19 protein-coding genes are annotated in these 24466 nt (G+C 58.9%); 9 read left to right on the forward strand and 10 right to left on the reverse strand.

Translation table 11 applies throughout. From position 1 onward, the window contains the following. The first annotated feature begins 238 nt into the window (after positions 1–238). From DVA44_RS07685 to DVA44_RS07710, 6 genes are read left to right on the forward strand one after another with little or no spacing between them, the layout of a single operon-like run. Positions 239–1393, forward strand: a complete 1155-nt coding sequence (locus tag DVA44_RS07685) for a mandelate racemase family protein (protein ID WP_103825053.1) — start codon at positions 239–241, stop codon at positions 1391–1393. 36 nt (positions 1394–1429) lie between these two features. Then, positions 1430–3046 carry an ABC transporter substrate-binding protein gene (locus DVA44_RS07690; protein WP_114386119.1) on the forward strand — a complete coding sequence of 539 codons (1617 nt, stop codon included), beginning with the start codon at positions 1430–1432 and terminating at the stop codon, positions 3044–3046. Beyond that, positions 3043–4080 (forward strand): ABC transporter permease, encoded by a 1038-nt coding sequence (locus tag DVA44_RS07695; RefSeq protein WP_103180251.1) that lies wholly within the window; start codon positions 3043–3045, stop codon positions 4078–4080. The genes DVA44_RS07690 and DVA44_RS07695 overlap by 4 nt, the downstream gene beginning before the upstream one ends. Further along, positions 4077–4982, forward strand: a complete 906-nt coding sequence (locus tag DVA44_RS07700; protein WP_103825056.1) for an ABC transporter permease — start codon at positions 4077–4079, stop codon at positions 4980–4982. Before DVA44_RS07695 ends, DVA44_RS07700 begins: the two co-directional genes overlap by 4 nt. Then, entirely contained in the window at positions 4954–5817 is an 864-nt protein-coding gene (locus DVA44_RS07705) for an ABC transporter ATP-binding protein (RefSeq protein ID WP_114388382.1), read from the forward strand. Before DVA44_RS07700 ends, DVA44_RS07705 begins: the two co-directional genes overlap by 29 nt. A gap of 9 nt (positions 5818–5826) precedes the next feature. Further along, positions 5827–6600, forward strand: coding sequence for an ABC transporter ATP-binding protein (locus tag DVA44_RS07710; protein WP_103825057.1), 774 nt, complete (start codon positions 5827–5829; stop codon positions 6598–6600). A gap of 93 nt (positions 6601–6693) precedes the next feature. Here the strand turns inward: DVA44_RS07710 and yegS are convergent, their stop codons facing one another. From yegS to DVA44_RS07725, 3 genes are all read right to left on the reverse strand, one after another. Further along, the gene (gene yegS, locus DVA44_RS07715; protein WP_114386120.1) at positions 6694–7593 is read right to left on the reverse strand and encodes a lipid kinase YegS; all 900 of its coding nucleotides are present in this window, start codon (positions 7591–7593) and stop codon (positions 6694–6696) included. A gap of 826 nt (positions 7594–8419) precedes the next feature. Beyond that, the gene (gene yegQ / locus DVA44_RS07720; protein ID WP_114314490.1) at positions 8420–9781 is read right to left on the reverse strand and encodes a tRNA 5-hydroxyuridine modification protein YegQ; all 1362 of its coding nucleotides are present in this window, start codon (positions 9779–9781) and stop codon (positions 8420–8422) included. Positions 9782–9954: 173 nt separating this feature from the next. After that, positions 9955–10233, reverse strand: coding sequence for a biofilm development regulator YmgB/AriR family protein (locus DVA44_RS07725; RefSeq protein WP_114386121.1), 279 nt, complete (start codon positions 10231–10233; stop codon positions 9955–9957). A gap of 41 nt (positions 10234–10274) precedes the next feature. On the opposite strand from DVA44_RS07725, the gene DVA44_RS25655 reads away from it, so the two are divergent. After that, positions 10275–10469: a hypothetical protein gene (locus DVA44_RS25655; RefSeq protein ID WP_168194463.1), complete on the forward strand. Its 195-nt coding sequence runs from the start codon at positions 10275–10277 to the stop codon at positions 10467–10469. Between the two features lie 257 nt (positions 10470–10726). On the opposite strand, the gene ycgZ is transcribed toward DVA44_RS25655, so the two are convergent. After that, positions 10727–10966: a regulatory protein YcgZ gene (gene ycgZ / locus DVA44_RS07735; RefSeq protein WP_103825062.1), complete on the reverse strand. Its 240-nt coding sequence runs from the start codon at positions 10964–10966 to the stop codon at positions 10727–10729. A 304-nt stretch (positions 10967–11270) separates the two neighbouring features. Here ycgZ and DVA44_RS07740 point away from each other — a divergent pair, with 304 nt between their 5' ends. Both DVA44_RS07740 and DVA44_RS07745 read left to right on the forward strand, forming a co-directional pair. Next, entirely contained in the window at positions 11271–12491 is a 1221-nt protein-coding gene (locus DVA44_RS07740; protein ID WP_114386123.1) for a diguanylate phosphodiesterase, read from the forward strand. 114 nt (positions 12492–12605) lie between these two features. Next, positions 12606–13349 (forward strand): MerR family transcriptional regulator, encoded by a 744-nt coding sequence (locus DVA44_RS07745; protein ID WP_103825100.1) that lies wholly within the window; start codon positions 12606–12608, stop codon positions 13347–13349. Between the two features lie 37 nt (positions 13350–13386). On the opposite strand, the gene baeR is transcribed toward DVA44_RS07745, so the two are convergent. The 6 genes from baeR to DVA44_RS07775 are packed head-to-tail and all read right to left on the reverse strand — an operon-like array spanning position 13387 to position 24359. Further along, positions 13387–14112, reverse strand: coding sequence for a two-component system response regulator BaeR (gene baeR, locus DVA44_RS07750; protein WP_114386124.1), 726 nt, complete (start codon positions 14110–14112; stop codon positions 13387–13389). Further along, positions 14109–15512: a two-component system sensor histidine kinase BaeS gene (gene baeS, locus DVA44_RS07755; RefSeq protein ID WP_103825065.1), complete on the reverse strand. Its 1404-nt coding sequence runs from the start codon at positions 15510–15512 to the stop codon at positions 14109–14111. The genes baeR and baeS overlap by 4 nt, the downstream gene beginning before the upstream one ends. Beyond that, complete coding sequence (locus DVA44_RS07760; RefSeq protein ID WP_114386125.1) at positions 15509–16924, reverse strand: MFS transporter; 1416 nt, start codon at positions 16922–16924, stop codon at positions 15509–15511. The genes baeS and DVA44_RS07760 overlap by 4 nt, the downstream gene beginning before the upstream one ends. Further along, positions 16924–20001, reverse strand: coding sequence for a multidrug efflux RND transporter permease subunit MdtC (gene mdtC / locus DVA44_RS07765; protein ID WP_114386126.1), 3078 nt, complete (start codon positions 19999–20001; stop codon positions 16924–16926). The genes DVA44_RS07760 and mdtC overlap by 1 nt, the downstream gene beginning before the upstream one ends. Continuing rightward, a complete protein-coding gene (locus tag DVA44_RS07770) occupies positions 20002–23127 on the reverse strand; it encodes an MdtB/MuxB family multidrug efflux RND transporter permease subunit (RefSeq protein ID WP_114386127.1) in 3126 nt (1041 codons plus the stop codon). Beyond that, complete coding sequence (locus tag DVA44_RS07775) at positions 23127–24359, reverse strand: MdtA/MuxA family multidrug efflux RND transporter periplasmic adaptor subunit (RefSeq protein ID WP_114386128.1); 1233 nt, start codon at positions 24357–24359, stop codon at positions 23127–23129. The genes DVA44_RS07770 and DVA44_RS07775 overlap by 1 nt, the downstream gene beginning before the upstream one ends. Positions 24360–24466: the final 107 nt, after the last annotated feature.

Below are 24466 nucleotides of genomic sequence, written 5' to 3' on the forward strand. Positions count from 1 at the left end.
CGAGAACTACTAACGAAACCTTGTTTCATTTCATTCAAATCACCCTTCCGATCCACTTCACATTTCCCCTCTCTTTTGTGAAAAGTGTCACTTCTGCCCGTGCAAATGCACAAAAAATGGTCAGCGCTTAGCGGAATTTGTCTAAGGAAGTGGATGAATTTTGCGCTTAAAGTTAGTTTCGAAACAGCTTTTCAAAATGAAAGAACACGCTGAACCTACGCCGTTTTAAGGATAAAAAATGAAAATCGAATCTGTAAACGTCACCGTCTTTCAGTATCCCACCCGCCGGGTCTCTGACAGCGCCGGACATTCCCATCCGGGACCGGAAAGCCTGGCAAAAATGGCGATGCTGACCATTACCGCAGACGATGGCACCAAAGGGTACGCCTTTGCACCGCCGGAAGTGGTGCGCCCCTTTGTGGTCAACACCTTCTTTCGTAAAGTGCTGGTCGGCCAGGATGCGTTTAATCGCGAAAAAATTTGGCAGGAGCTGGCTCACTGGCAGCGCGGCAGCGCTCATCAGCTGACCGAGCGCGCGCTGGGCTTTGTTGAGCAGGCGCTGTGGGATCTGATTGGCCGCAAACTCAATATGCCGGTGTGGAAACTCCTCGGCGGCTACCGCGACAAAGTCCCTGCCTACGGCAGCACCATGTGCGGCGATGACCTGCCGGGCGGCCTCTCTACCCCGGAAGAGTACGCCAGCTTTGCCGAAAAGCTGGTCGCCCGCGGCTATAAGGCGATCAAGCTCCACACCTGGATGCCGCCAGTCTCTTTCGCTCCTAACCCAAAAATGGATATCAAAGCCTGCGCCGCGGTGCGTGAAGCGGTCGGGCCGGATATCGACCTGATGATCGACGGCTACCACTGGTACAGCCGCGCGGAAGCGCTGTGGATCGGTAAGGAGCTGGAAAAACTCAATTTCGCCTGGTTTGAAGAGCCGATGGAAGAGGAGAGCATGGCCTCTTATGCCTGGCTGGCCGAAAACCTCTCCATTCCGATTATCGGGCCGGAAAGCCTGGGCGGTAAGCATCACAGCCGCGCCGACTGGGTGAAGGCGGGGGCCTGCGACATCCTGCGCGCCGGTGCCAATGGCGTGGGCGGTATTTCGCCAACCCTGAAAGTGGCCAACCTGGCCGAATCGTTTGGTATGGACTGCGAAGTACACGGCAACGGCGCGGCGAGCCTGGCGGTAATTGGCGCGATCAAGAACTGCCGCTGGTATGAGCGCGGACTGCTGCACCCGTTCCTCGATTACGATGAGCCAGCTGCGTACCTGCACAGCCTGATCGACCCAATGGATGAAAACGGCATGGTCAGCCTGCCGACGCGCCCGGGACTGGGCGAAGAGATTAATTTTGCGTATATCGAAGCCAATACCGTCAGCCACGACTGATAAATAAAACTTCTACCCTACAAACGGTATACACAGATGAACAAAAACTCCCTCACGAGGGCGTGTTTACTCGCGCTCTCGCTGATGATGGGGAGCGGTGCGGCGTACGCGAAAACGCCGCCCGATCAGCTCATCATCGGTATGAACATGAACAACCTGCTGACTCTCGATCCGGCCGCGATGACCGGTAACGAGGTGGTGAGCATTGTGGTCAACCTCTACGATTCGCTGGTGGAACTGGACCCCAACACTCTCACTAACGTCAAACCGGCGCTGGCGAAATCCTGGGATATCTCGCCGGACGGCAAAACCCTGACCTTCCACCTGCGCGATAACGTCACTTTCCATTCCGGTAACCCGCTGACCGCCGAAGACGTGGTGTGGTCCATGCGCCGCCTGCTGCATCTCAACCTCGCTCAGGCCTCGGTATGGAAATCTTACGGTTTCAGCAAGAAGAATATCGATCAGCAGATTAAGGCCCTGGATGACTACACCGTGCAGCTTACCCTGCCGAAGGCCAACGACCCACAGCTGGTGATCTACTCCCTCGGCGCGCTGGGCAACCTTGGCGTGCTGGATCGTAAAACGGTGCTTAGCCACGAGGTGAACAACGACTGGGGCAACCGCTGGCTCACCACCAACGAAGCCGGTTCCGGGCCGTTTATGCTGGAGACCTGGCAGGCGAAAGACGTGCTGCGCATGCAGCGCAACCCGAAATACTGGCGTGAAGAGCCGAAGATGAACCGCGTGGTGCTGCGCCACTTCCAGGAGTCGCAGACCCTGCGCCTGATGGTGGAGAAAGGCGATCTGGATATCGCCAGCAACATGGCGGTGGCTGACATCAACGCCCTGCGCAAGGATCCGCAGCTTACCGTCGAAGCCGTGCAGAAGGGCACGGTCTACTACGTGGCGATGAGCATGAAGGAGAAACACTTCGCTAACCCGAAAGTGCGCGAGGCGGTGCGCTATCTCATTGACTATCAAGGTATTAACAAGGCGCTGATGCCGGGCTACGGCGTACTGCACCAGCGGCCCATCAAAGCGGGCATGCCGTCGACGCTGCCGGATCCGGGCTACAAACTCGATATTCCGCGCGCCAAAAAGCTGCTGGCGGAGGCGGGCTACCCGGAAGGTTTTGACACCACCCTGCGGGTGCTGGCGGATCAGCCGTTCCTCAATATCGCCATCGCCGTACAGTCCACCCTGATGCAGGCGGGCATCAACGCCAAAATCATTACCGGCACCGGGAATCAGATCTACGGCGCGATGCGCGAGCGTAAGTTCGACATGCTGGTGGGGCGCGGCGGCAGCGGCGTGGAACCGCATCCGCACTCCAGCCTGCGCGCGCTGGTCTATAACCCGGACAACAGCGATGCAGCCCGGTTAACCAACTTCCAGGGCTGGCGCACCAGTTTTTACGACAAAAAGCTGAATGAGATGATCGATAAAGCGCTGCTGGAGCGCGATCCGCAAAAACAGATCGTCGACTATCAGCAGATTCAGGTGCGTTACGACCAGCTGATCCCGGCCCTGATCCCGCTCTCCCAGATGGTCGATTCGGTGGTGGTGCGTAACGAGGTGAAAAACTTCCAGTCGCATCCCTCCGCCACCACCTTCCTGCGGGAAGTCTACAAAACCGGAGGTGAAAAATGAGTGTTGCGATCCTCGCTCCAGGCTCCCGCACCCGGCGTTTTTCAAAACGCTTGACCCAGGTGCTGGTGACCCTGTTCGGCCTGCTGGTGCTGACCTTTTTCATTGGACGCGTGATGCCGGTGGATCCGGTGCTGGCGATTGTCGGCCCGGATGCCGACCACAGCACCTATCAGCAGGTCTATCAGCAGCTGGGGTTTGATAAATCCCTGCTGACCCAGTTCGGTATCTACCTGAACAACCTGCTGCACGGCGATTTTGGCAATGCCCTGCTGACTGGCAAACCGGTGCTGGATGACATTCTGCGCGTCTTCCCGGCCACCCTGGAGCTGGCGACGATGGCGATTATTGTCGGTGCCGGTTTAGGCATCCCGCTGGGGGTGCTGGCCGCCGCGCGCCGTAACAGCGTTTCGGATTATGTGGTACGCATCATCAGCCTGGCCGGGTACTCCACGCCAATCTTCTGGGTGGGGATGATGGGGCTGCTGCTGTTCTACGCCTGGCTTGGCTGGGTAGGCGGTGCCGGACGGCTGGATTTAGGGCTGGATGGCCTGGTGCCACGCCGCACCGGGCTGATGACCGTCGATGCCCTGCTGGCGGGTAACAGCGCAGTCTTCTGGAACGCCATTAACCACCTGGTGCTGCCCGCCTCGCTGCTGGGCTTCCACTCCCTGGCTTACATTAGCCGCATGACCCGCAGCTTTATGCTGGCCCAGCTGTCGCAGGAGTTCATCATCACCGCCCGGGTGAAGGGCCTGACCGAGCGCCAGGTGATCTGGAACCACGCGTTTCGCAATATCCTGGTGCAGCTGCTGACGGTAGTGGCGCTGGCCTACGGCTCGCTGCTGGAAGGGGCGGTGCTGATTGAAACCGTCTTCTCCTGGCCGGGCTTTGGCTCCTATCTCACCGGCAGCCTGCTGCTGGGGGATATGAATGCGGTGATGGGCTGCGTGCTGCTGGTGGGGATGATCTTCGTGATGCTCAATCTACTCTCCGACATGCTGTATCAACTCTTTGACCCGAGGACGAAATCATGACCGTTTCTCTGGATACACCGCTGCGCGCTTCCCGCAGCGAAGGACGCCAGCGCCTGGCGCGGATGGCCCGCCGTACCTTTGGCTTTGCCGGGCAGATGGCGCGTAACCCGCTGACGGCCATTGGCGGCGGCATCATTCTGCTGCTGTTGATCGTGGCGGCCTTCGCGCCCTGGATCGCGCCGTACAACCCGCTGGTGCAGGATCTCAATAACGCCCTGGTGGCGCCGAACGCGCAGCACTGGTTCGGCACCGACGAGTTTGGCCGGGATATCTTCAGCCGCCTGGTCTACGGCTCGCGGATCACGCTCTATATCGTACTGCTGGTGTCGGTCACCGTCGGCCCGCTGGGGCTGCTGTTGGGGGTTACCGCCGGTTACTTTGGCGGCAAGGTGGATGCAGTGCTGATGCGCGTCACCGATATCTTTATCTCTTTCCCGAGCCTGGTGCTGGCGCTGGCGTTTGTCGCAGCGCTCGGCCCGGGGCTGGAACATGTCGTGATCGCCATTACGCTCACCGCCTGGCCGCCGATTGCCCGTCTGGCCCGCGCTGAAACCCTGTCGTTACGCCAGGCCGACTTTATCTCCGCCGTGCGTTTACAGGGGGCCTCCCCGGTGCGGGTGCTGTGGCGTCACATAGTGCCGCTGTGCCTGCCGTCGGTGATTATCCGTATCACCATGAATATGGCCGGGATCATCCTGACCGCCGCCGGGCTGGGCTTCCTCGGCCTTGGCGCACAGCCGCCGGAGCCGGAGTGGGGGGCGATGATCTCCAGTGGCCGTACCTACATGATGGAGTGCTGGTGGGTAGTGACTATTCCGGGGCTGGCGATCCTGATTAACAGCCTGGCGTTCAACTTCTTAGGAGATGGCTTACGTGACATCCTCGATCCTCGCAGCAACTGATGTGCCGCTGCTCGATGTGCGCGATCTGCACGTCGACTTTATCAACGGACGCGCGGTCACCAACGCGGTGCGCGGCGTCTCCTTTCAGCTCGGGCGCGAGAAGCTGGCGATTGTCGGTGAGTCGGGCTCCGGGAAATCCACCGTCGGACGGGCGCTGCTGCGTCTGCACCCGGCAAAGGCGCGGATCACCGCCACCCGGATGCAGTTTGGCGATGTCGATTTACGCAGCGTCAGCGAGGCGCAGATGCGCGGTATTCGCGGCAAGCGTATTTCGATGATCATGCAGGATCCGAAGTACTCCCTGAACCCGGTTGTCTGCGTCGGGGATCAGATTGCCGAGGCCTGGCTGACCCACCATCCGGGACGCAAGGCCGAGGCGAAAGCCAAAGTGCTGGAGATGCTCGACGTGGTGCGCATTCGCCAGCCGGAGCGGGTCTATCAGCTCTATCCGCATGAGATTTCCGGCGGGCAGGGGCAGCGCATCATGATCGCCATGATGCTGATCACCGACCCGGAGCTGGTGATCGCCGATGAACCGACCTCGGCGCTGGACGTCTCGGTGCGGCTGCAGGTGCTGGGCCTGCTGGACGATTTAGTCCAGTCCCGCGGGCTGGGGCTGATCTTTATCAGTCACGACATCAACCTGGTGCGCAGCTTCTGCGACCGGGTGCTGGTGATGTATGCCGGGCGGGTGGTGGAGTCCATCGCCGCCTGCGATCTGCACAACGCGCAGCACCCTTATACGCAGGGGTTAATCAACGCCCTGCCGGAGATGAATCACCGCCGTCCGGTGCTGCCGGTGTTGCAGCGCCAGGCCAGCTGGCTGACCGAATAAGGAGCGAAGATGATCGAGGTAAAAAACCTGAATCTGGCGTTCGGCGAAGGCGAGAAACGCAACCAGGTATTGTATGACGTCAATATTAACGTGCAGCCAGGGGAGATTTACGGCCTGGTGGGGGAGTCGGGCTCCGGCAAAACCACGGTGCTGAAGTGCTTGGCCGGGTTATTCACCCACTGGGAGGGGGCGCTGGCGATTAACGGCCAGGCGCTGGAGCGGCGCATCAGCCCCCAGCGCTGCCGGCTGGTACAGATGGTGTTTCAGGACCCGTACGGTTCGCTGCACCCCCGGCATACCATCGGCGATATTCTGGAGGAGCCGCTGCAAATCCACGGTATCAACGACCGGGACCGGCGTATTCACGGCTTGCTGGATAAAGTTGGCCTCAACCGCGCCTTCCGTGACCGCTACCCGCATCAGCTCTCCGGCGGCCAGCGTCAGCGTGTGGCCATCGCCCGGGCGCTGATCCTGGAACCGCAGGTGCTGTTGCTGGATGAGCCCACCTCTGCGCTGGATGTCTCGGTGCAGGCGGAGATATTAAACCTGCTGGCGGAGCTGCAGCGCGAGTCGAAGCTCACCTACCTGATGGTTACCCACGACCTGGGGGTGATCGCCCATCTGTGCCAGAAGGTGGCGGTGATGCAGTACGGGAAAATCCTGGAAACGTTGACGGTGGACGACCTGGTGGCGGGGCAGGCCAAAACTGATTACACCCGGATGCTGGTTAACGCCAGCCAGCAGTACTCCCGCGAGATGGCCCGGGAGGTGGCGGTCTATTAGTGTGTATAGTGCGGGCTGTTGCCGGGTGGCGGCTTCGCCTTACCCGGCCTACAAAACCCGTAGGCCCGCGCAAGCGCAGCGCCGCCGGGCAAATCAGCGCAGAAGCGGACAATCCGGCGGCAACCGGCACTGGATCGCCCCAGGCAAAAGGGCGATGTGGAAATGGTCGCCGCTCAGCGGTTCGCCATCCAGGTTAAAGGTCATGCCGTGCGGCGCCTGGATTTCGAACCACGCCGACTCGCCATCCACCAGATGCGGGCTGTCTTCCGCTTTGGTCAGAGTAGTGAGCAGGGCAGGCAGCAGCTCATCCCCGGTAATGATACGCACCCCGAGCAGTCCGTCGTTGATTAGCGCCTCCGGGCAAAGCTGCTGGCCGCCGCCCGCCTGACGGCCATTGCCGATGCCAATCACCAGGGCGTTACCCTGCCAGTGAAAGTTTTCGCCGCGGATTTCACATTGATCGGGTTTCAGAGTATCTAACCGCGCCAGACCGTGGAGCAGGTACGAAACGCCACCCAGCGCAGCTTTAAGTTTTTCCGGGGTTTCGCTGGTAATGCGAGTGCCAAAACCGCCCGTCGCCATATTGATAAAGCAGGTTTCGTCATTCACTCGGGCGATATCCACCGCCGTGGCTTTTCCGGCGATAGCCAACTGCAGGGCCTTATCGAGCGCCTCCGGGATCCCGGCGCTGGTGGCAAAATCGTTGGCGGTGCCGAGGGGTAAAATGCCCAGCGCCGGACGCTGCGCGGCGGGCAGGTCAATCAGCGCCGTCGCCACTTCGTTTATGGTGCCGTCGCCGCCGCCTGCAATGACGGTCTCCACACCGAGGTCGCAGGCTTCCTTGATATAACGAGCTGCATCACCTTTCTCCCATGTTACGCGAACATGGATCACCACCCCTTCTTCACGAAGAAGCGTCACGGCTTCACGCAACAGATCGTTGCCTGTCCCTTTGCCGTTCAGAATTAATAAACTTGCTGGATAGGTCGCCATCCACGTTGCTCCTGTGCTGATCTTCCAGAAGTGTATCGCAGCGCGGGGAAAAGCGGGTAAGAAGAGGACGAAAGGCGAAAATTAAATGAGTGGCGAGCCAAAGTGAACGCCACTCGTGCAGGCCTGGTCAGGCGGTTATCGCCCCATACGGGCATAAAGCGAAAACACATTTCTGACGATGTGCACAGCGGGTAATCAGCCCCTCTTCATTGCCAGGGCAGCCTGAATTCTCAAGAAATGATGACCAGAACGAAGGTGTATAGGGAAATGTTCGAAGGATGTGTAGTGTTCTGAGTTTGCCGTCAACGGCGATACCGAAGGGACTTGTGACAAGAACGGATCCGATGCTGATAAAATAATCTCCTTTATACCAAATTATCAGCCTGAGGTTTTTAACGGTGAGTACGTGTATAAAAATTGTTCCAGTACGAGGGCAAACCATCCTGTTTTCAACCACCCAGTACATATACTGCCTCCTTGCTCCTTAAGTGAAATTTCATTCGAAAAAAGAATAGCATTGGTTGCGTGAATATATAACCTAACTTTAATATATTTATAAATTCACGTACTTTTGGTTATAGGCTGAAATAAATTTACATTAGTGTTTTTTGCAGGGCGAAGAGGCGTCAGGAAAGGGGGAAGGAGGATTTCAGACAAAAAAATTAGCCTGCGTAAGGGAGATTACTCAGGCTAAGGAGGTGGTTCCTGGTACAGCTAGCATTTATGGGTTATGTTTTTCAGCGTTGATAATAATACCCTCATCAAACGCAGCGGTATGTGATCGAATTCTAAGAATCATCTCATACCAAAAAATAACCCGCTTTCATTATTTCGCGTGCGGCGCCTGAGTATTCTCGCCGTCAAAATTACGCATCAGCAACGCGTAATCCAGGCCAATCTCTTCCGGAACAGGCAGCCAGACGGTATGACCGTCTCCTGGCGCTACGGAGACCGACTCGCCTTTGCCATTCACCATATGTTCCAGGGTGAAGTTAATATTGCCCTGCGGGGTCATCAACTCCAGGCTGTTGCCCACCAGAAACTTATTTTTGACCGCCACCGCCGCGAGGTTGCCCTTGCGCTCACCGGTGAACTCGCCGACAAACTGCTGGCGTTCGGAAACCGAGTGGCCATATTCATAGTTCTGGTAGTCGTCATGGGTATGGCGACGCAGAAAACCTTCGGTATAGCCACGGTGCGCCAGCCCTTCCAGCGTTTGCAGCAGGGTGCTGTCGAACGGTTTGCCTGCAGCCGCGTCGTCGATCGCCTGGCGATAGACCTGAGCGGTACGCGCACAGTAGTAATAGGACTTGGTGCGGCCTTCGATTTTCAGGGAGTGCACCCCCATCTGGGTCAGGCGCTCAACGTGGGCGATGGCACGCAGATCTTTAGAGTTCATGATGTAAGTACCGTGCTCGTCTTCGAACGCGGTCATATATTCACCCGGGCGCTGGGCCTCTTCGATCATAAACACGCTGTCGGTTGGCGCCCCGATACCCAGTGTCGGCTCAATATTCTGTACCGGAATAGGCTCATGCTTATGCACAATATTGCCTACCTCATCCTGCTTACCTTCCTGGACCTTATATTCCCAGCGGCAGGCGTTAGTGCAGGTGCCCTGGTTCGGGTCGCGCTTGTTGATATAACCAGAGAGCAGGCAGCGGCCAGAGTAGGCCATGCACAGGGCGCCATGCACGAAAATTTCCAGCTCCATGTCCGGCACCTGAGTGCGGATCTCTTCAATCTCTTCCAGCGACAGCTCGCGGGACAAAATCACGCGGGTCAGCCCCATCTGCTTCCAGAATTTCACCGTCGCCCAGTTCACGGCGTTGGCCTGTACAGAGAGATGAATGTCCATCTCAGGGAAGTGCTCCCGCACCAGCATGATTAAACCCGGGTCCGACATAATCAGCGCGTCTGGCCCCATCTCCACCACCGGCTTCAGGTCACGGATAAAGGTTTTCAGCTTGGCGTTATGCGGCGCGATATTGACCACCACGTAGAATTTTTTACCCTGCGCGTGGGCTTCGTTGATGCCGAGCTGCAGGTTCTCGTGGTTGAATTCATTATTACGCACGCGCAGGGAGTAGCGCGGCTGGCCCGCATAAACGGCATCGGCGCCGTAGGCGAAGGCGTAACGCATATTTTTCAGCGTTCCCGCCGGGGAGAGGAGTTCCGGTTTAAACATGTTAGTTCTCGTTCTGATGACAGGTCAGATGCGCACACCAGGTGGGCGCCGGGAGGAGATCCCATACATTAAGGGCGGGCATTGTAGCGCTGCGGGAAGGGGAGGTAAACCATTGAGTGAGTAAACGCCGACGGCAGGACAGTACCGTCGGTGTTTGGCTCAGGCGTGGGTAATCAGAGGTCGTCCTGGGTGTGATCGACAATAATTTCCAGGGTCTTACGAATGATATCGGCGCGGACAACGTCGCGCGTAGATTCGATTTCGCGAATCAAACGTAAAATAATCGCTTTGTTAGTCAGCGGTTCCTTCGCATCCAGAATGGCGCCTGTCACAGTCTGAAGCAACGCCCACTCTTCGGCCAGCGTAGCGCCAGCGCTGCGAAAATAGTTAGACAATGCAGCATTGGGCAGTTCTTCATAAAAGTCAGTTGTCTGGAGCATAGCCTGGCTCATAGTGTCACACCGGTTCAGTTAATAAGTAAGTGGTGCAGTTAATGCTTATTCCTGTTGGCTTGCGGGCTATTGCCAAACAGGGGATACACATTGCTGCTGCTGTGTCGACCATCCGTATCCCAATCCTGCCGTTCACTTTTGGTATTACGCCGGGTACTATCCTTCCCATCGTTGGAAATTTCCAAAATGATTTGGGAAAGAACGTGCCGACGCTGCCCGTCCTGCTCTACCGATAACATCTGCTGTAGCCTCTCCAGCAATAGCTTCATGCTGATGGGGCCGTTATCTTTCAGTAGAGAAAAGGTGGCTTCACCAATAAGTTCATCAGTCAGTCGTTCATGGTCACTTCTGTTCATAACTACGTCTCTGTCGCCGCATCTTCCTGCAGGAAGAGATGCGGCATAAAGTCAGTCTGTAGCGACAGTATAAAAAATCTGTCTCAAAGAAAAAACTGACTCAAAAAACAGGGTAATTAGCCGCTGTAACGTATCGCTTAACGATCAAACAGCAGGCCAACCAGAGTCTGATAGCGACTCTCCTCTTCGCGATCCGATGCTTGTTCCATTCGATAAAGCAGGCGGGTGCAAATCGCTTTTCGATTAAGGATTTTTCCTTCCCGTAAAATTTCCACCACAATCTGTCCGAGCGTCTCCTGCTGGGAAGGTTGATTTGCTTTGTTAAAATAATGGGCAATGGCATTGGCTGTGTTCGGTGTGTACCCGTTCTCGCGCATATGTCACTCCTGAAATCCGCTGCATTAAAGAGGTTAATATCTTGTTAAGCTGTAAATACTGTACATACTAATTGTACAAGTTAACAAATATATTTTGATCATTATGTGCTAAGTATTAATATTCAATGCGTTGCATAGAATTTATTTTGTAAAATAAGCTTAAAACGTTGTACATTGCCGACCATTAACGGCGTTATTGCGAGTACAGGTGACGGGTACCGCTCCGTCCGGGCAGGATTATAAGACGTAAAGCCAACCATCTGATACTGTGGACATTCATTCACCTCCTCTTATTGGAAACCCTATGCTCACTACCATCATTTACCGTAGTCACCTTCGTGACGACGTACCGGTTACTATGCTGGAAGACATGGTTGTTGCAGCAAATGTAAAAAACAGAGAAGCCGGCGTTAGCGGGATTCTTCTGTTTACTGGCAAGCTCTTTTTTCAGCTGCTCGAAGGACCTGAGGAGAATGTAAGAGCCATTTACGGCGCGATTTGTGAGGATCCGCGTCACCACAACGTGGTGGAACTGTTGTGCGATTACTCCCCCGCCCGACGTTTCGGTAAATACGGCATGGAACTGTTTGATTTAAGGCACTATGACCGCCACGAGGTGCTGCAAAATGTCCTGGATAAGGGCACCACAAAGTACCAGATGACCTATAACGACAGGGCACTGCACTTCTTCAGAACCTTCGTCGAAGAGAGTGAGAAAGAGAACTACTTTGAGCTACCCTCAGGGGATCACTGGGTCTTTGTCCCGGACACTGAGGCGCCCAGCGTACGTGCTCTGTCGGGGCGTTACAGTGACTCATGCAACTTCGCGTTCCAGCCGATTATCGATCCGCTGGCTCGTGAAATTGTCTCCCTTGAAGCTCTGGTCCGCACCCCGGAAGGGGGCTCTACCCAGCACTGGTTTGCGGGGCTGGAGGAAGATGCCATCTACGAAGCTGATCTTAAAAGCAAAAGCGTCGCCTTTGCGATGGCAAGCGCACTCGGGCTGGGGGAACAGAGCCTGTCAGTGAACCTTTTACCGATGACGCTGGTCAATATCCCCAACGCCGTCAGCTATCTCATTCAGGAGATAGAGGCTCATGAGCTGGTGCCCGAGCAGATTGTGGTGGAGTTTACCGAGCATGAAGTCATCTCCCGTCTGGATGCGTTTACCGGTGCGGTGCGGGAGTTAAAAGCGGCGGGCATCGGCGTGGCGATCGACCACTTCGGTGGAGGGTTTGCCGGCCTGTTGCTGCTGGCGCAGTTCCAGCCAGACCGGATTAAGATCAACCGGGACCTGATCCGCGACGTGCACAAGAGTGGTCCACGGCAGGCGATCGTGCTCGCGATTATCAAATGTTGTACAGCTTTGGAAATATTGATCTCCGCGGTGGGTGTGGAGCTGCCAGAAGAGTGGATGTGGCTCGAATCTGCCGGCGTTTCGCAGTTCCAGGGGCATCTGTTTGCTCACCCTGAACTGGCCGGCATCCCGCCAGTTTCGTGGCCTGAGCCGCGCGAGGAGATTTAGCGCTAGCCTTCACCGGGCAATGATACAATTCTGTTGTACAATATAACGAGTTGTACAGCCCGGTGAGATTCGTTACCTTGAACAATGAATATATCGATCATGTATGAGGAAGCGATGGCCTTTTACAGTATAGGCGATGTCGCAGAACGCTGCGGCATCAACCCCGTCACCCTGCGGGCATGGCAGCGCCGGTATGGCCTGCTCAAACCGCAGCGCAGTGAAGGCGGACATCGTCAATTTGATGACGACGATCTACAGCGCATTGAGGAGATCAAGCGCTGGATTGAACGTGGCGTACCGGTTGGTAAGGTCAAAGCCCTCCTTGATGGGGATAAACCCGCCGAGCCGGGAGACTGGCGTGTTCTGCAGGAAGAGATGATTGGCACGCTGCGCCAGGTCAGCCCGGCAAAATCACGCGCGCAGATCGCGGTATTTTGTCAGCACCACTCAGTAGATGCATTGGTCGATCATGTGTTTATCCCCGTGCGGGAAACGCTCAGTCTTGATCACGCCACCGCGCGCGCCATGGGCAGCCTGTTGGACGGTATCCTGATTGAGCAGGCGGTGAGCAGCCTGACCGAATCGCGCACCAAAGCGGGCAGGGATGCGTTACTGATTGGCTGGGGTGTGGAGGATCGTACCCGTTTGTGGCTGGAGGCGTGGCGCCTTTCGCAACGGGGTTGGCGCATCAACGTCTTTGCTGAACCTCTTGAGTTACCTCACCCGGAGTTCTTCCCCGGACAACATATCCTCGTCTGGGCGGGTAAAACCTTATCGGACGCACAGCGCCAGCAGCTGGAACACTGGCAAAAGCAGGGTTATATCATTACGGCACATGGGGCAGCTGAGGCTGTCTGATGCCATTACCCGCCGCAGCGGGTAACATTTTTCCCCTTCATCCGCCAATCCGGCACGCATCCGCTTCCCAGCGATAACCCACGCCATACACTGCGCGAATAAATGGCTGGTCGGCATCCAGCGCTTCGAGCTTGCGGCGCAGATTTTTGATATGGCTGTCGATAGTGCGGTCCGTCACTACCCGGTAATCATCATACAGGTGGTTCAGCAGCTGCTCGCGGGAGAACACTTTGCCCGGCTCGTGCGACAGGGTTTTCAGCAGACGAAACTCGGCGGGCGTCAGATCCAGCATCTTGCTGCGCCAGCTGGCCTGGAAACGGCCTTCGTCGATGATTAACGGGCTTTCGGCATCCAGCGCCTGCAGCTCGCGCTGCGGTTTGCAGCGGCGCAGAATGGTTTTCACCCGGGCCACCACTTCGCGCGGGCTGTAGGGCTTGCAGATGTAATCATCCGCGCCAATCTCCAGCCCCAGCAGGCGGTCAATCTCTTCGATTTTGGCGGTCACCATCACAATCGGCACTTCAGAGAAGCGGCGGATTTCGCGGCACAGGGTCAGGCCGTCGGTGCCTGGCAGCATCAGGTCGAGCAGGATCAGATCCGGCGGGGTCTGGCGTACATACGGCAGGACCTGATCGCCGTGGCTGATAAGCGACGGGGCATAGCTCGCCGCCCGCAGATAGTCGATTAATAACTGCCCAAGTTTAGGCTCATCCTCCACAATCAGGATGCGGGGTGTGTTTTCGTCAATGGGTAATTCAGTCATACTTCTCTCGATAAATCGCGTTCCAGCGGTAGCTCTACTGTAATGCTAACCCCGCCAAAAGGCGAATGGGCGGCGCGGAGGGTGCCGCCGTGGGCTTCAACAATGTTCACGCAGATCGCCAGCCCCAGCCCGGATCCGCCGCTGGCGCGGTTGCGGGAACCTTCGGTGCGATAAAAGCGTTCAAACAGCTTGTTGAGCTGGTCGTCAGAGACGCCGGGCGCGGTGTCGGCGAAGGTCAGCGCAAAGCGGTGATCTTCACATTTGCCGGAAATACGCAGCGCGCCGCCCGCATCGGTATAGCGCAGGCTGTTTTCCAGCAGGTTGTTGAACAGTTGCATCAGCCGGTCGCGATCGCCAAACACCACCGCGTTCTCCGGCAGCGACAGCTCAATGCGCAGGTCGCGGCTGGCAAAGCGTTCCCGGAAGGCGCCGCTGGCGACTTCCAGAATGTTGATCACATCCACCGGCGCTTTCTGGTAGGCCAGCGCCCCTTCGTCGGACATCGACAGCTGATGCAGATCCTCTACCAGTTTAGTGAGGGTGCCCACTTCCGCCTGTAAAGAGGCGACGGACTCAGGCGTGAACTTGCGTACGCCATCCTGAATCGCCTCAAGTTCGCCGCGCAGCACCGCCAGCGGGGTGCGTAGCTCGTGGGAGATATCAGCCATAAAATCCCGGCGCATCTGCTGGTTCTTCTCAAGCGTACTGGCGAGCTGGTTAAAGTCCTGCGCCAGCTTGCCCAGCTCGTCCTGGCTGCGGGTATCGACGCGGGTGGAAAAATTCCCCGCAGCCAGCTGGTGGGTACCGTCCACCAGCCGTTTAACCGGGGCCAGCAGGCCGCGCGCCAGCGGGAAGGTCGCCAGCGCCGCCAGCAGGGTGGAAAGCGCCACTATCAGCCAGCTGGTCTGGCGCTGCTGTCGATCAAAATTGATGTCGGTATTGCGCGTCAGCCGCTCGACCGGGGAGGCGATCACCCAGCCAACAGCCGCGCCGTTGACGGTGATGGCCCGCTTCGTGCCGTCCGGCGGCACCGGAGCCCGCGGGCCGACCAGCACCCGCATCTCCTGGTCGATCACCCAGAACTGGGTACGCCAGCCGTGGGGCGGCATGCCGGGACCGGGACGATCGTCGTCAGTGTCGTGCTCCAGCGAGCGCAGGATCTGAAAGACAAAGCGGTCATTGTTGCGTAAAAAACGCCAGTTGCCGTGCAGGGCGTACTGCTCGGCCAGGGCATCGCTCAAACCCTGCAGACGCTGCTCGTTACCGTGTTTGATGTAGTCAATAAAGCCGCGCTCAAAGCTGACCCGCACCGCCCAGTGCATGGTGATCAGCAGGACCATACAGGTGGCGAAAATAGCCAGAAATAGCTTGCCGGTGATACCCGGTCGCCAGAACTTCATCGTTCACTCCTTTTGCGCCGCCTGATGACGACATTTTTGCTGGTATCATCCGGAACCCGGGCGAAAATAAAGGCCGGCAGGGCGATAATCAACGCCATGCTCAGGTAGGTATAGAGGAACACCTGATGGACGACGGCGCTGTCGGCGGTGAGCTGATGCTGCCCGTACATGCCCAGCAGCAGCCCGGCAATCGTCACGCCTACGCTCATCGACAGCTGCATGATCATCGACAGCAGGCTGTTGCCGCTGCTCGCCTGCTCATCGGGCAGATCTTTCAGGGTCAGGGTGTTCATGGAGGAGAAGCGGATGGAGTTGATCATCCCCTGGCAGAACAGCACCAGCGGCAGAACGTAGTACCAGCCCAGCAGCGCAACGCCCATAAACAGCAGGCTCACCAGCGCCAGTCCCAGGGTGGAGGCGACCAGCACCCGGCGATAACCGAAGTAGTTCACCACCTGCACGACAATGCGCTTCATCCCCATGCTGCCGAGCACCATCGGGATCATCATCAGCCCGGCGTGGAACGGCGAAAAGCCGAGGCCAATCTGTAAAAAGACCGGGGTCATAAACGGCAGCATGCCGCTGCCGATGCGTCCGGCCAGGCTGCCGAGCAGCCCCAACCGGTAGGTGGTGTTCTGAAACAGCGTCAGGCTGAATAACGCCCGGTCGTTACCCCGGGCGTGCCACAGATACCAGAGAATCGACACCACCCCGATGGTCACCAGCCCGGCGAGGGCCAGGGAGGAGATCCCAAGCCCCTTTTGCCCGTCCAGCGCCAGGGTCAGGGTCGCCATCCCCGCCGCCAGCAGGAAAAAGCCCCCCAGATCGAAACGCCGGGTCTGCATTTTGTAGTTCGGCATTAACATCAGGGTGGCAATCGCCCCGATAATGCCCACCGGCAGGTTGATGAGAAAGATCCAGTGCCAGGAGGCGTACTCCACCAGCACCCCGCCAAGGGCCGGGCCCAGCAGCGGCCCGACCTGGCCGGGGAGGGTGACGAAGGTCATCGCCGCCATGTACTGCTCGCGCGGGACGATCTTCATCACCGTCAGCCTGCCCACCGGCACCATCATCGCGCCGCCGACGCCCTGTAGCACCCGGGCCATCACCAGCTCGTTGAGCGTCTCCGCCCGGGCGCAGAACAGGGAGCCTGCGGTAAAGAGCACGATGGCGGTAAAGAAGATATTGCGCACCCCCACTTTGTCCGCCAGCCAGCCGCTGGCGGGCAGCATCACGGCCACCGTCAGCACGTAGGCGACAATCACCATATGCATATGCAGCGGGCTCTCCCCCAGGCTTTTCGCCATTGAGGGGAGGGCAGTGTTGACGATCGTCGTATCCAGCGACTGCATAAAGAAGCCGAAGGCGACAATCCATAGCTGCCAGCGAACGTTAGCGGGGAGATCCGTCATTAGCCGTTTACCGTCTCTTTCTGTTTACGTGAAAAACGCACCCGTAAGCGATCAAAGAACAGATAGACCACCGGGGTGGTGTAGAGCGTCAGCAGCTGGCTCATCACCAGCCCGCCGACAATGGTGATCCCCAGCGGCTGGCGCAGCTCCGCGCCATCCCCGCTGGAGATCACCAGCGGCAGAGCGCCGAACAGCGCCGCCAGGGTGGTCATCATAATCGGGCGAAAACGCAGCAGACAGGCCTGGAAGATCGCCTCCTGCGGCGTCATGTTGCCGTTGCGCTGCGCCTCCAGGGCAAAGTCGACCATCATGATGGCGTTTTTCTTCACGATGCCGATTAACAGCATAATACCGATCAACGCAATCAGGCTGAACGGGGCGCCGAACAGCTCCAGCGCCAGCAACGCGCCCACGCCCGCCGAGGGGAGGGTGGAGAGAATGGTCAGCGGATGGACGTAGCTCTCATAGAGCACCCCAAGCACGATATAGACCGTGGCGATCGCCGCCAGAATCAGGATCACCTGCGAGTTCATGGTCTCCTGGAACACCTGGGCGGTGCCGGCAAAGCTGCCGCGCACGGTGGACGGCACGCCAAGCTGGGTCATGGCGCGGTTGATGGCGTCGCTGGCTTCCGAGAGGGATTTCCCGGTCGGCAGGTTAAACGACACGGTAGAGGCCGCCGACAGCCCCTGATGGTTGACCGACAGCGGCGCGTTCGAAGGCTGCCAGCGGGCAAAGTAGGAGAGCGGGATCGCCTTGCCGTCGTTATTAATCACAAACATCTTATCCAGGGCGCTGATATCCTGGGTATAGCGGGGATCGACCTCCATCACCACCTTGTACTGGTTCATCGGCTGATAGATGGTGGAGATCTGCCGCTGGCCGAAGGCGTTGTTCAGCAGGCTGTTGGCGGCGCTGACGTCAATCCCCAGCCGGGAAATGGTTTCGCGATCGTAGATCAGAGCCATCTCCGCGCCGTTGTCCTGCTGGTCGGAGTTAACGTCCGCCAGCTCCGGCAGCGCTGCCAGCGCCTTGCGGATCTTCGGCTCCCACTCTCTGAGGGCCGCGAGATCGTCCGACAGCAGGGTGTACTGATAGCTGGCATTCGACTGACGACCGCCCACGCGGATATCCTGCACCGCCACCAGGAACATATTCGCTCCCGGCTCTTTCGAAAGCGCGCCCCTGAGGCGGTCGATCACCTGCTGCGCGGTTTCATTACGTTCGTCACGGGGCTTGAGGGTAATAAACATCATCCCGCTGTTGACCCGCGAGCCGCCGGTAAAGCCGGTGACGTTATCCACGGCTTTGTCTTCGCGGATGATCTTCATGAAATCCTGTAACTTGCCGCGTATCGCCTGGAAGGAGATGCTCTGGTCGGCCTGGATGCCCCCCATCAGCACCCCGGTATCCTGCTCCGGGAAGAAAGTTTTTGGAATGGTGATATACATCCATACGTTCAGCGCGATAGTGCCGATCAGCACCAGCCCGACGATCCGGGTGTGGTTCAGCACCCACTGCAGCGATTTACCGTAGCCCGACTGCAATGCCATCAGCATCCGGCCAAAGCCCCGTTTGCGCGGCTGCGACGTCGGTGGGCTGCGTTTCAGCATCCAGCCGCACATCATCGGCGTGAGCGTCAGCGACACCAGCAGCGATATACCGATCGCCACCGACAGCGTGACCGCGAACTCCCGTAACAGACGCCCCGGCAGCCCGTCCATCAGCAGCAGGGGCAGGAATACCGCCACCAGGGAGAGGCTCATGGAGAGCACCGTAAAGCCCACCTCACGCGAGCCCTGCAACGCCGCCTGCAGCGGCTTCATCCCCGCTTCGAGGTGGCGGGAGATGTTCTCCAGCACCACGATGGCGTCATCCACCACAAAGCCGGTGGCGATGGTCAGGGCCATCAGAGACAAATTGTTGAGGCTAAAGCCGCACAGGTACATGGCGGCGAAGGTGCCAATCAGCGACACCGGGACCGCCACCGCCGGGATCAGCGTGGCGCGCCCGGAGCGCAGGAAGAGAAATACCACCAGGATCACCAGAGCCACCGAGATAATCAGCGTTTGCTCCACCTCTTCGAGCGAGGCGCGAATGGTAGGGGAGCGATCCTGGGCAATCTGCAGATCGATGGCCGCCGGAATGGTCTCCTGCAGCTCCGGCAGACGGGCGCGAATGCTGTTCACCGTCTCGATGATGTTGGCTTCCGGCAGCTTGCGGATCATCAGCAAAATGGCGGGCTTAGCGTTGGTCATCCCGGCGTTGCGCACGTCCTGCACCGAGTCGGTGATGCTCGCCACGTCGCTTAAGCGCACCGCCGCGCCGTTGTTGTAGTGGATGATTAAGGGCTGATATTCCGCCGCGGTCTTCAGTTCGTCGTTGGTCTGGATCTGCCAGCGGCGGCTGCCATCCTCCACCGACCCTTGCGGCCTGCGCACGTTGGCGTTGCTGATGGCGCTGCGCACGTCGTCCAGCGAGACGCCCTGGTTAAACAGCGCCTGCGGGTTCAGCCCTACGCGCACCGCGGGCAGGGAGCTGCCGCCGACGTCCACATCGCCCACGCCCTCAATCTGGGCGATGGTCTGCGCCAGCTGGGTGGAGGCGAAGTCGTACAGCTGCCCCTGGGAGTAGGTGTCCGAGGTGAGCGTAAGGATCATGATCGGCGCATCGGACGGGTTGGCTTTGCGGTAGGTCGGACGGCTCGGCATGCCGCTCGGGAGCAGGCTTTGCGCGGCGTTGATCGCTGCCTGCACGTCACGCGCCGCGCCGTTGATGTCGCGGTTAAAGTTAAACTCCAGAATGATGCGCGTACTGCCGAGGGAGCTGCTGGAGGTCATCTCGTTGACCCCGGCGATGCGCCCGAGCGAGCGCTCCAGCGGCGTTGCCACCGACGAGGCCATCGTTTCCGGGGAGGCACCGGGGAGCGAGGCGCTGACCATGATCACCGGGAAATCCACCTGCGGCAGCGGGGCCACCGGCAGCAGCCGGAAGCCGAGCACGCCGCAGAGGGTGATGGCGAGAGAGATTAAAATCGTCGCCACCGGGCGGTAAATGAAGAGGGCGAAAAACTTCACTTACGCCTCCTCTTCTTCACGTTTCGGGAAGCGGCTTTTGCTCCACAGCGCCAGGCGGTCAAAGAGCAGGTAGATCACCGGCGTGGTAAACAGGGTTAACACCTGGCTCACCAGCAGACCGCCCACCATGCCAATCCCTAACGGACGGCGCAGTTCGGCCCCGACCCCGGTGCTGAGCATCAGCGGCAGGGCACCAAGCAGCGCGGCGAGGGTGGTCATCAGGATCGGACGGAAACGCAGCAGACAGGCCTGATAGATCGCCTCCCGCGGCGGCATGCCCTGCTCGCGCTCGGCGGCGAGGGCAAAGTCGATCATCATGATGGCGTTCTTCTTGACGATGCCGATCAGCAGGATGATGCCGATAATGGCAATCACATCCAGCTCGCTGCCCGCCAGCATCAGCGCCAGCAACGCACCCACGCCCGCGGTGGGCAGGGTCGAGAGGATGGTGATGGGGTGAATAAAGCTCTCATACAGCACCCCCAGCACGATGTACATCGCCACCACCGCGGCCACGATCAGCCAGATGGTACTCCCGAGTGCCGCCTGGAACGCCAGCGTACTGCCCTGGAAGTGGGTCTGGATATCGGTCGGGAAGCTGAGACGTTTTTCCGTATCGGTAATGGCCTGAATTGCTTCGCCCAGCGAGTAATCGTCCGGCACGTTAAACGAGATGGTGGTGGAGGGGAACTGATCCAGATGGTTCACCGCCAGCGGCGTAAAGCGCTCTTCCACTTTGGCAATTGCATTCAGGGGCACAATCCCGCCATCTTTACTGGTCAGGCGCACCGAATCCAGCCCTGCCAGACCCGGCGTCTGCTGGCTATCGTGCTCCAGCACCACCCGGTACTGGTTAGCCTGGGTATAGATGGTGGAGATCAGGCGCTGGCCGAAGGCGTTGTACAGGGCGTTATCCACATCCGCCATGCTAATGCCCAGCCGGCTGGCGCTGTCGCGATCGACGTTGATATATGCCGCCAGGCCTTTGTCCTGCCAGTCGCTGCTCACATCCGAGAGCTGCGGCAGCTGCTGGAGCTCATCCACCAGCTGCGGCACCCAGGTGCTGAGGGCATCGAGGCTGGTGGCCTGTAGAGTGAACTGATACTGGGTGCGGCTTACCGTGGTGTCGATGGTCAGATCCTGCGTCGGCTGCAGGTAGAGCTCCACGCCCGGCACTTTCGCCACCGCGCGCTGCAATCGCTCAATCACCGTATTGACCCGGTCGTCACGATCGTCCAGCGGCTTGAGGTTGATCTGCAGGCGGGCGCTGTTGAGGGATGGGTTGGTGCCATCGACGCCGACAAATGCGGTCAGGCTCTCTACCGCCGGATCTTTCATGATCACGTCGGAAACCGCCTGCTGGCGCTGGGCCATGCTGGCGAACGACACCGACTGCGGGGCCTGCAATGTACCCTGAATGATGCCGTTATCCTGGATTGGGAAGAAGCCTTTCGGGATCATCACCCACAGCAGTACGCTCAGGGCCAGAGTACCCAGCGCCACGCCGAGGGTCGCCCACGGATGGTTCAGCACTTTGGCCAGCAGGCGTCCGTACGCGGCAATAACGCGCTCGAACATCCGCTCCGAGGCGCGGGAGAAACGGTTCTGCTTGCGCAGAGATTCATGGCTCAGCATGCGGGCGCACATCATCGGCGTCAGGGTGAGCGACACCACCGCCGAGATTAAAATCGCCACCGCCAGGGTCACCGCAAACTCGCGGAACAGGCGTCCGACGATATCGCCCATAAACAGCAGCGGGATCAGCACCGCAATCAGCGAGAAGGTGAGGGAGATAATGGTGAAGCCGATCTCACCGGCCCCTTTCAGCGCCGCCGCCAGCGGTTTTTCGCCCTTTTCGATGTAGCGGGAGATGTTCTCGATCACCACGATAGCGTCGTCCACCACAAAGCCGGTAGCGATGGTCAGGGCCATCAGCGTCAGGTTGTTGATCGAGAAGTCGAGGAACACCATGACGGCGAAAGTACCCACCAGCGACAGCGGCACTGCCACGGCGGGAATGATGGTCGCCGGAACTTTGCGCAGGAACAGGTAGATGATCATCACCACCAGCGCAATCGCCAGCATCAGCTCAAACTGGGTATCACTCACCGAGGCGCGAATGTTGGTGGTGCGATCAGACAGCACCTTAACGCTCACCGATTTTGGCAGGCTGTCGATAAGGGTGGGCAGCATGGCGCGAATGCTGTCCGCGGTATCAATAATATTCGCCCCCGGCTGGCGCTGGACGTTCATCACAATCGCCTGCTGTTTGTTGGCCCACGCCCCGAGCCAGCTGTTTTCTGCCCCCTGCTCGACGGTCGCCACGTCGCCAAGCCGGATCGCCGCCCCGTTCTGGTAGGCGACAATCAGCTGGCGATACTCATCCGCGGACTGCATCTGGTCGTTGGCGGAGAGGGTCACCGCCCGGGTCGGGCCATCGAGGGAGCCTTTCGCCGAGTTGACGTTGGCGTTGCTGATGGCGGTGCGGATGGTTTCGCTGGTCAGCCCGAGGGAGGCGATCGCCTGGGCGTTGAGCTTCACGCGAACTGCCGGGCGCTGGCCACCGGAGAGGGTCACCAGCCCGACGCCGGAGACCTGGGAGATCTTCTGCGCCACGCGGGTTTCCACCATATCTTCCACCTGGGTCATCGGCATGGCGGAGGAGGTGACGGCGAGGGTCATGATCGGCGGATCCGCCGGATTCACCTTGCTGTAGACCGGCGGGTTAGGCAGGTCGGACGGCAGCAGGTTGGTGGCGGCGTTGATCGCGGCCTGCACCTCCTGCTCGGCGACATCCAGCGACAGGCTGAGCTGGAACTGTAACGTCACCACCGACGCGCCGCCGGAGCTTTGGGAGGACATCTGCTTCAGGCCCGACATCTGCCCAAACTGGCGCTCCAGCGGGGCGGTAATGGCCGAGGTCACGACATCCGGGCTGGCACCAGGGTAGAGCGTCACCACCTGAATGGTGGGGTAATCCACTTCCGGCAGGGCGGAGACCGGCAGGAAGCGGTAGCCAATGATCCCCGCCAGCAGGATCGCCACCATCAGCAGGGTGGTGGCGACAGGGCGCAGAATAAACAGACGCGACGGCCCGCCTGTAGAGCTCGGGGGCATCACCTGCATCAGGCGTTCTCTCCCTGTTTTTTATGTTCGTGTTTGGCTGGCTGGGCAGGGGTGTCGGCGTGGGCTTCAACCACTTCCACTTTGGCCCCTTCGGTCAGACGGTCGATGCCGTCGGTCACCACGCGGTCGCCTGCCGACAGTCCGGCGGCAATCACTACGTTCTGGCTGTCCTGAATGCCCGGTTTCACCAGGTGCTTGCTGACCTTATTGTCGCTGTTCAGCACCCAGACGAAGTTACCTTCGTTACCCATCTGCAACGCTGCCGTCGGGATCACCACCGCGTTCTCTTCTGTCGCGACCAGCATACGGGCGTTAACAAACTGGTTTGGGAACAGAGCGTCGTCCTCGTTGTTAAACCGCGCTTTCAGCTTGATGGTGCCGGTGGTGGTGTCGATCTGGTTATCGAGGCTCAGCAGGGTGCCGTCGCTGAGCTTCTGCTTGTTGGCGCGATCCCAGGCCTCCACGGTTAAGCTTTTACCCGCTTTCTGCGCCTGGATCACGGTGGCGATATCGCTCTCCGGCAGGGTGAAGACCAGATCGATAGGGTGGGTCTGAGTCAGCACCACGATCCCGGTGGTATCGCCGCTGGAGATCTGGTTGCCGATATCCACCTGTTTTAACCCCACCCGCCCGTCGATAGGGGCGGTGATGCGGCTCCAGTCGAGCTGGAGCTGCGCGCTGGCGACGGCGGCCTGGTCTGCCTTAATGGTCCCCATGCTTTCGCTCACCAGCGCCTGCTGGGCGTCGAGCTCCTGGCGGGAGACGAGGTTGGTTTTCACCAGCTGCTGATAACGGGCCAGATCCCGGCGGGCATTAGCGAGAGTGGCCTGATCTTTAGCCAGCTGTCCCTGGGCCTGGGCCAGCGCAACTTTGAACTGGCTGGGATCGACTTCGGCCAGCAGATCGCCAGCCTTCACCTGTTGACCTTCCTGGAAGTGCAGGGCGATAAGCTGCCCGTCGACGCGGCTGCGCACGGTGACGGTGTTGGCGGCGGTAATGGTGCCGAGCCCGGAAAGATAACGCGGCACGGATTTACTGACCGCTGTGGCGGCCTGAACCGGGGCCAGCGCGCCGCCGCGCATCCCGTGGCGTCCACCGCCCGCCGGGCGCTGCGCCTGGCTGGATGCACCGGCAGGAGCCGAAGCGTGTTGATGCCAGTACCACGCGGCGGCAAGGGCCACCACAATGATGCCAGCGGCGATTACCCAGCGGGATTTATTGCGGCCTTTCATCGTTATATGTTCTCGTCCTGAAACAGTGCGGAAAATAATACTAGTTTAGTGAGGCAATTGAGCGGAAAAATGGAGGAAATATGAAAGACAGTCTGGAATTGTCCGAA

The organism is Leclercia sp. W17 (genome assembly GCF_003336325.1).
Classification (GTDB): Bacteria; Pseudomonadota; Gammaproteobacteria; order Enterobacterales; family Enterobacteriaceae; genus Enterobacter.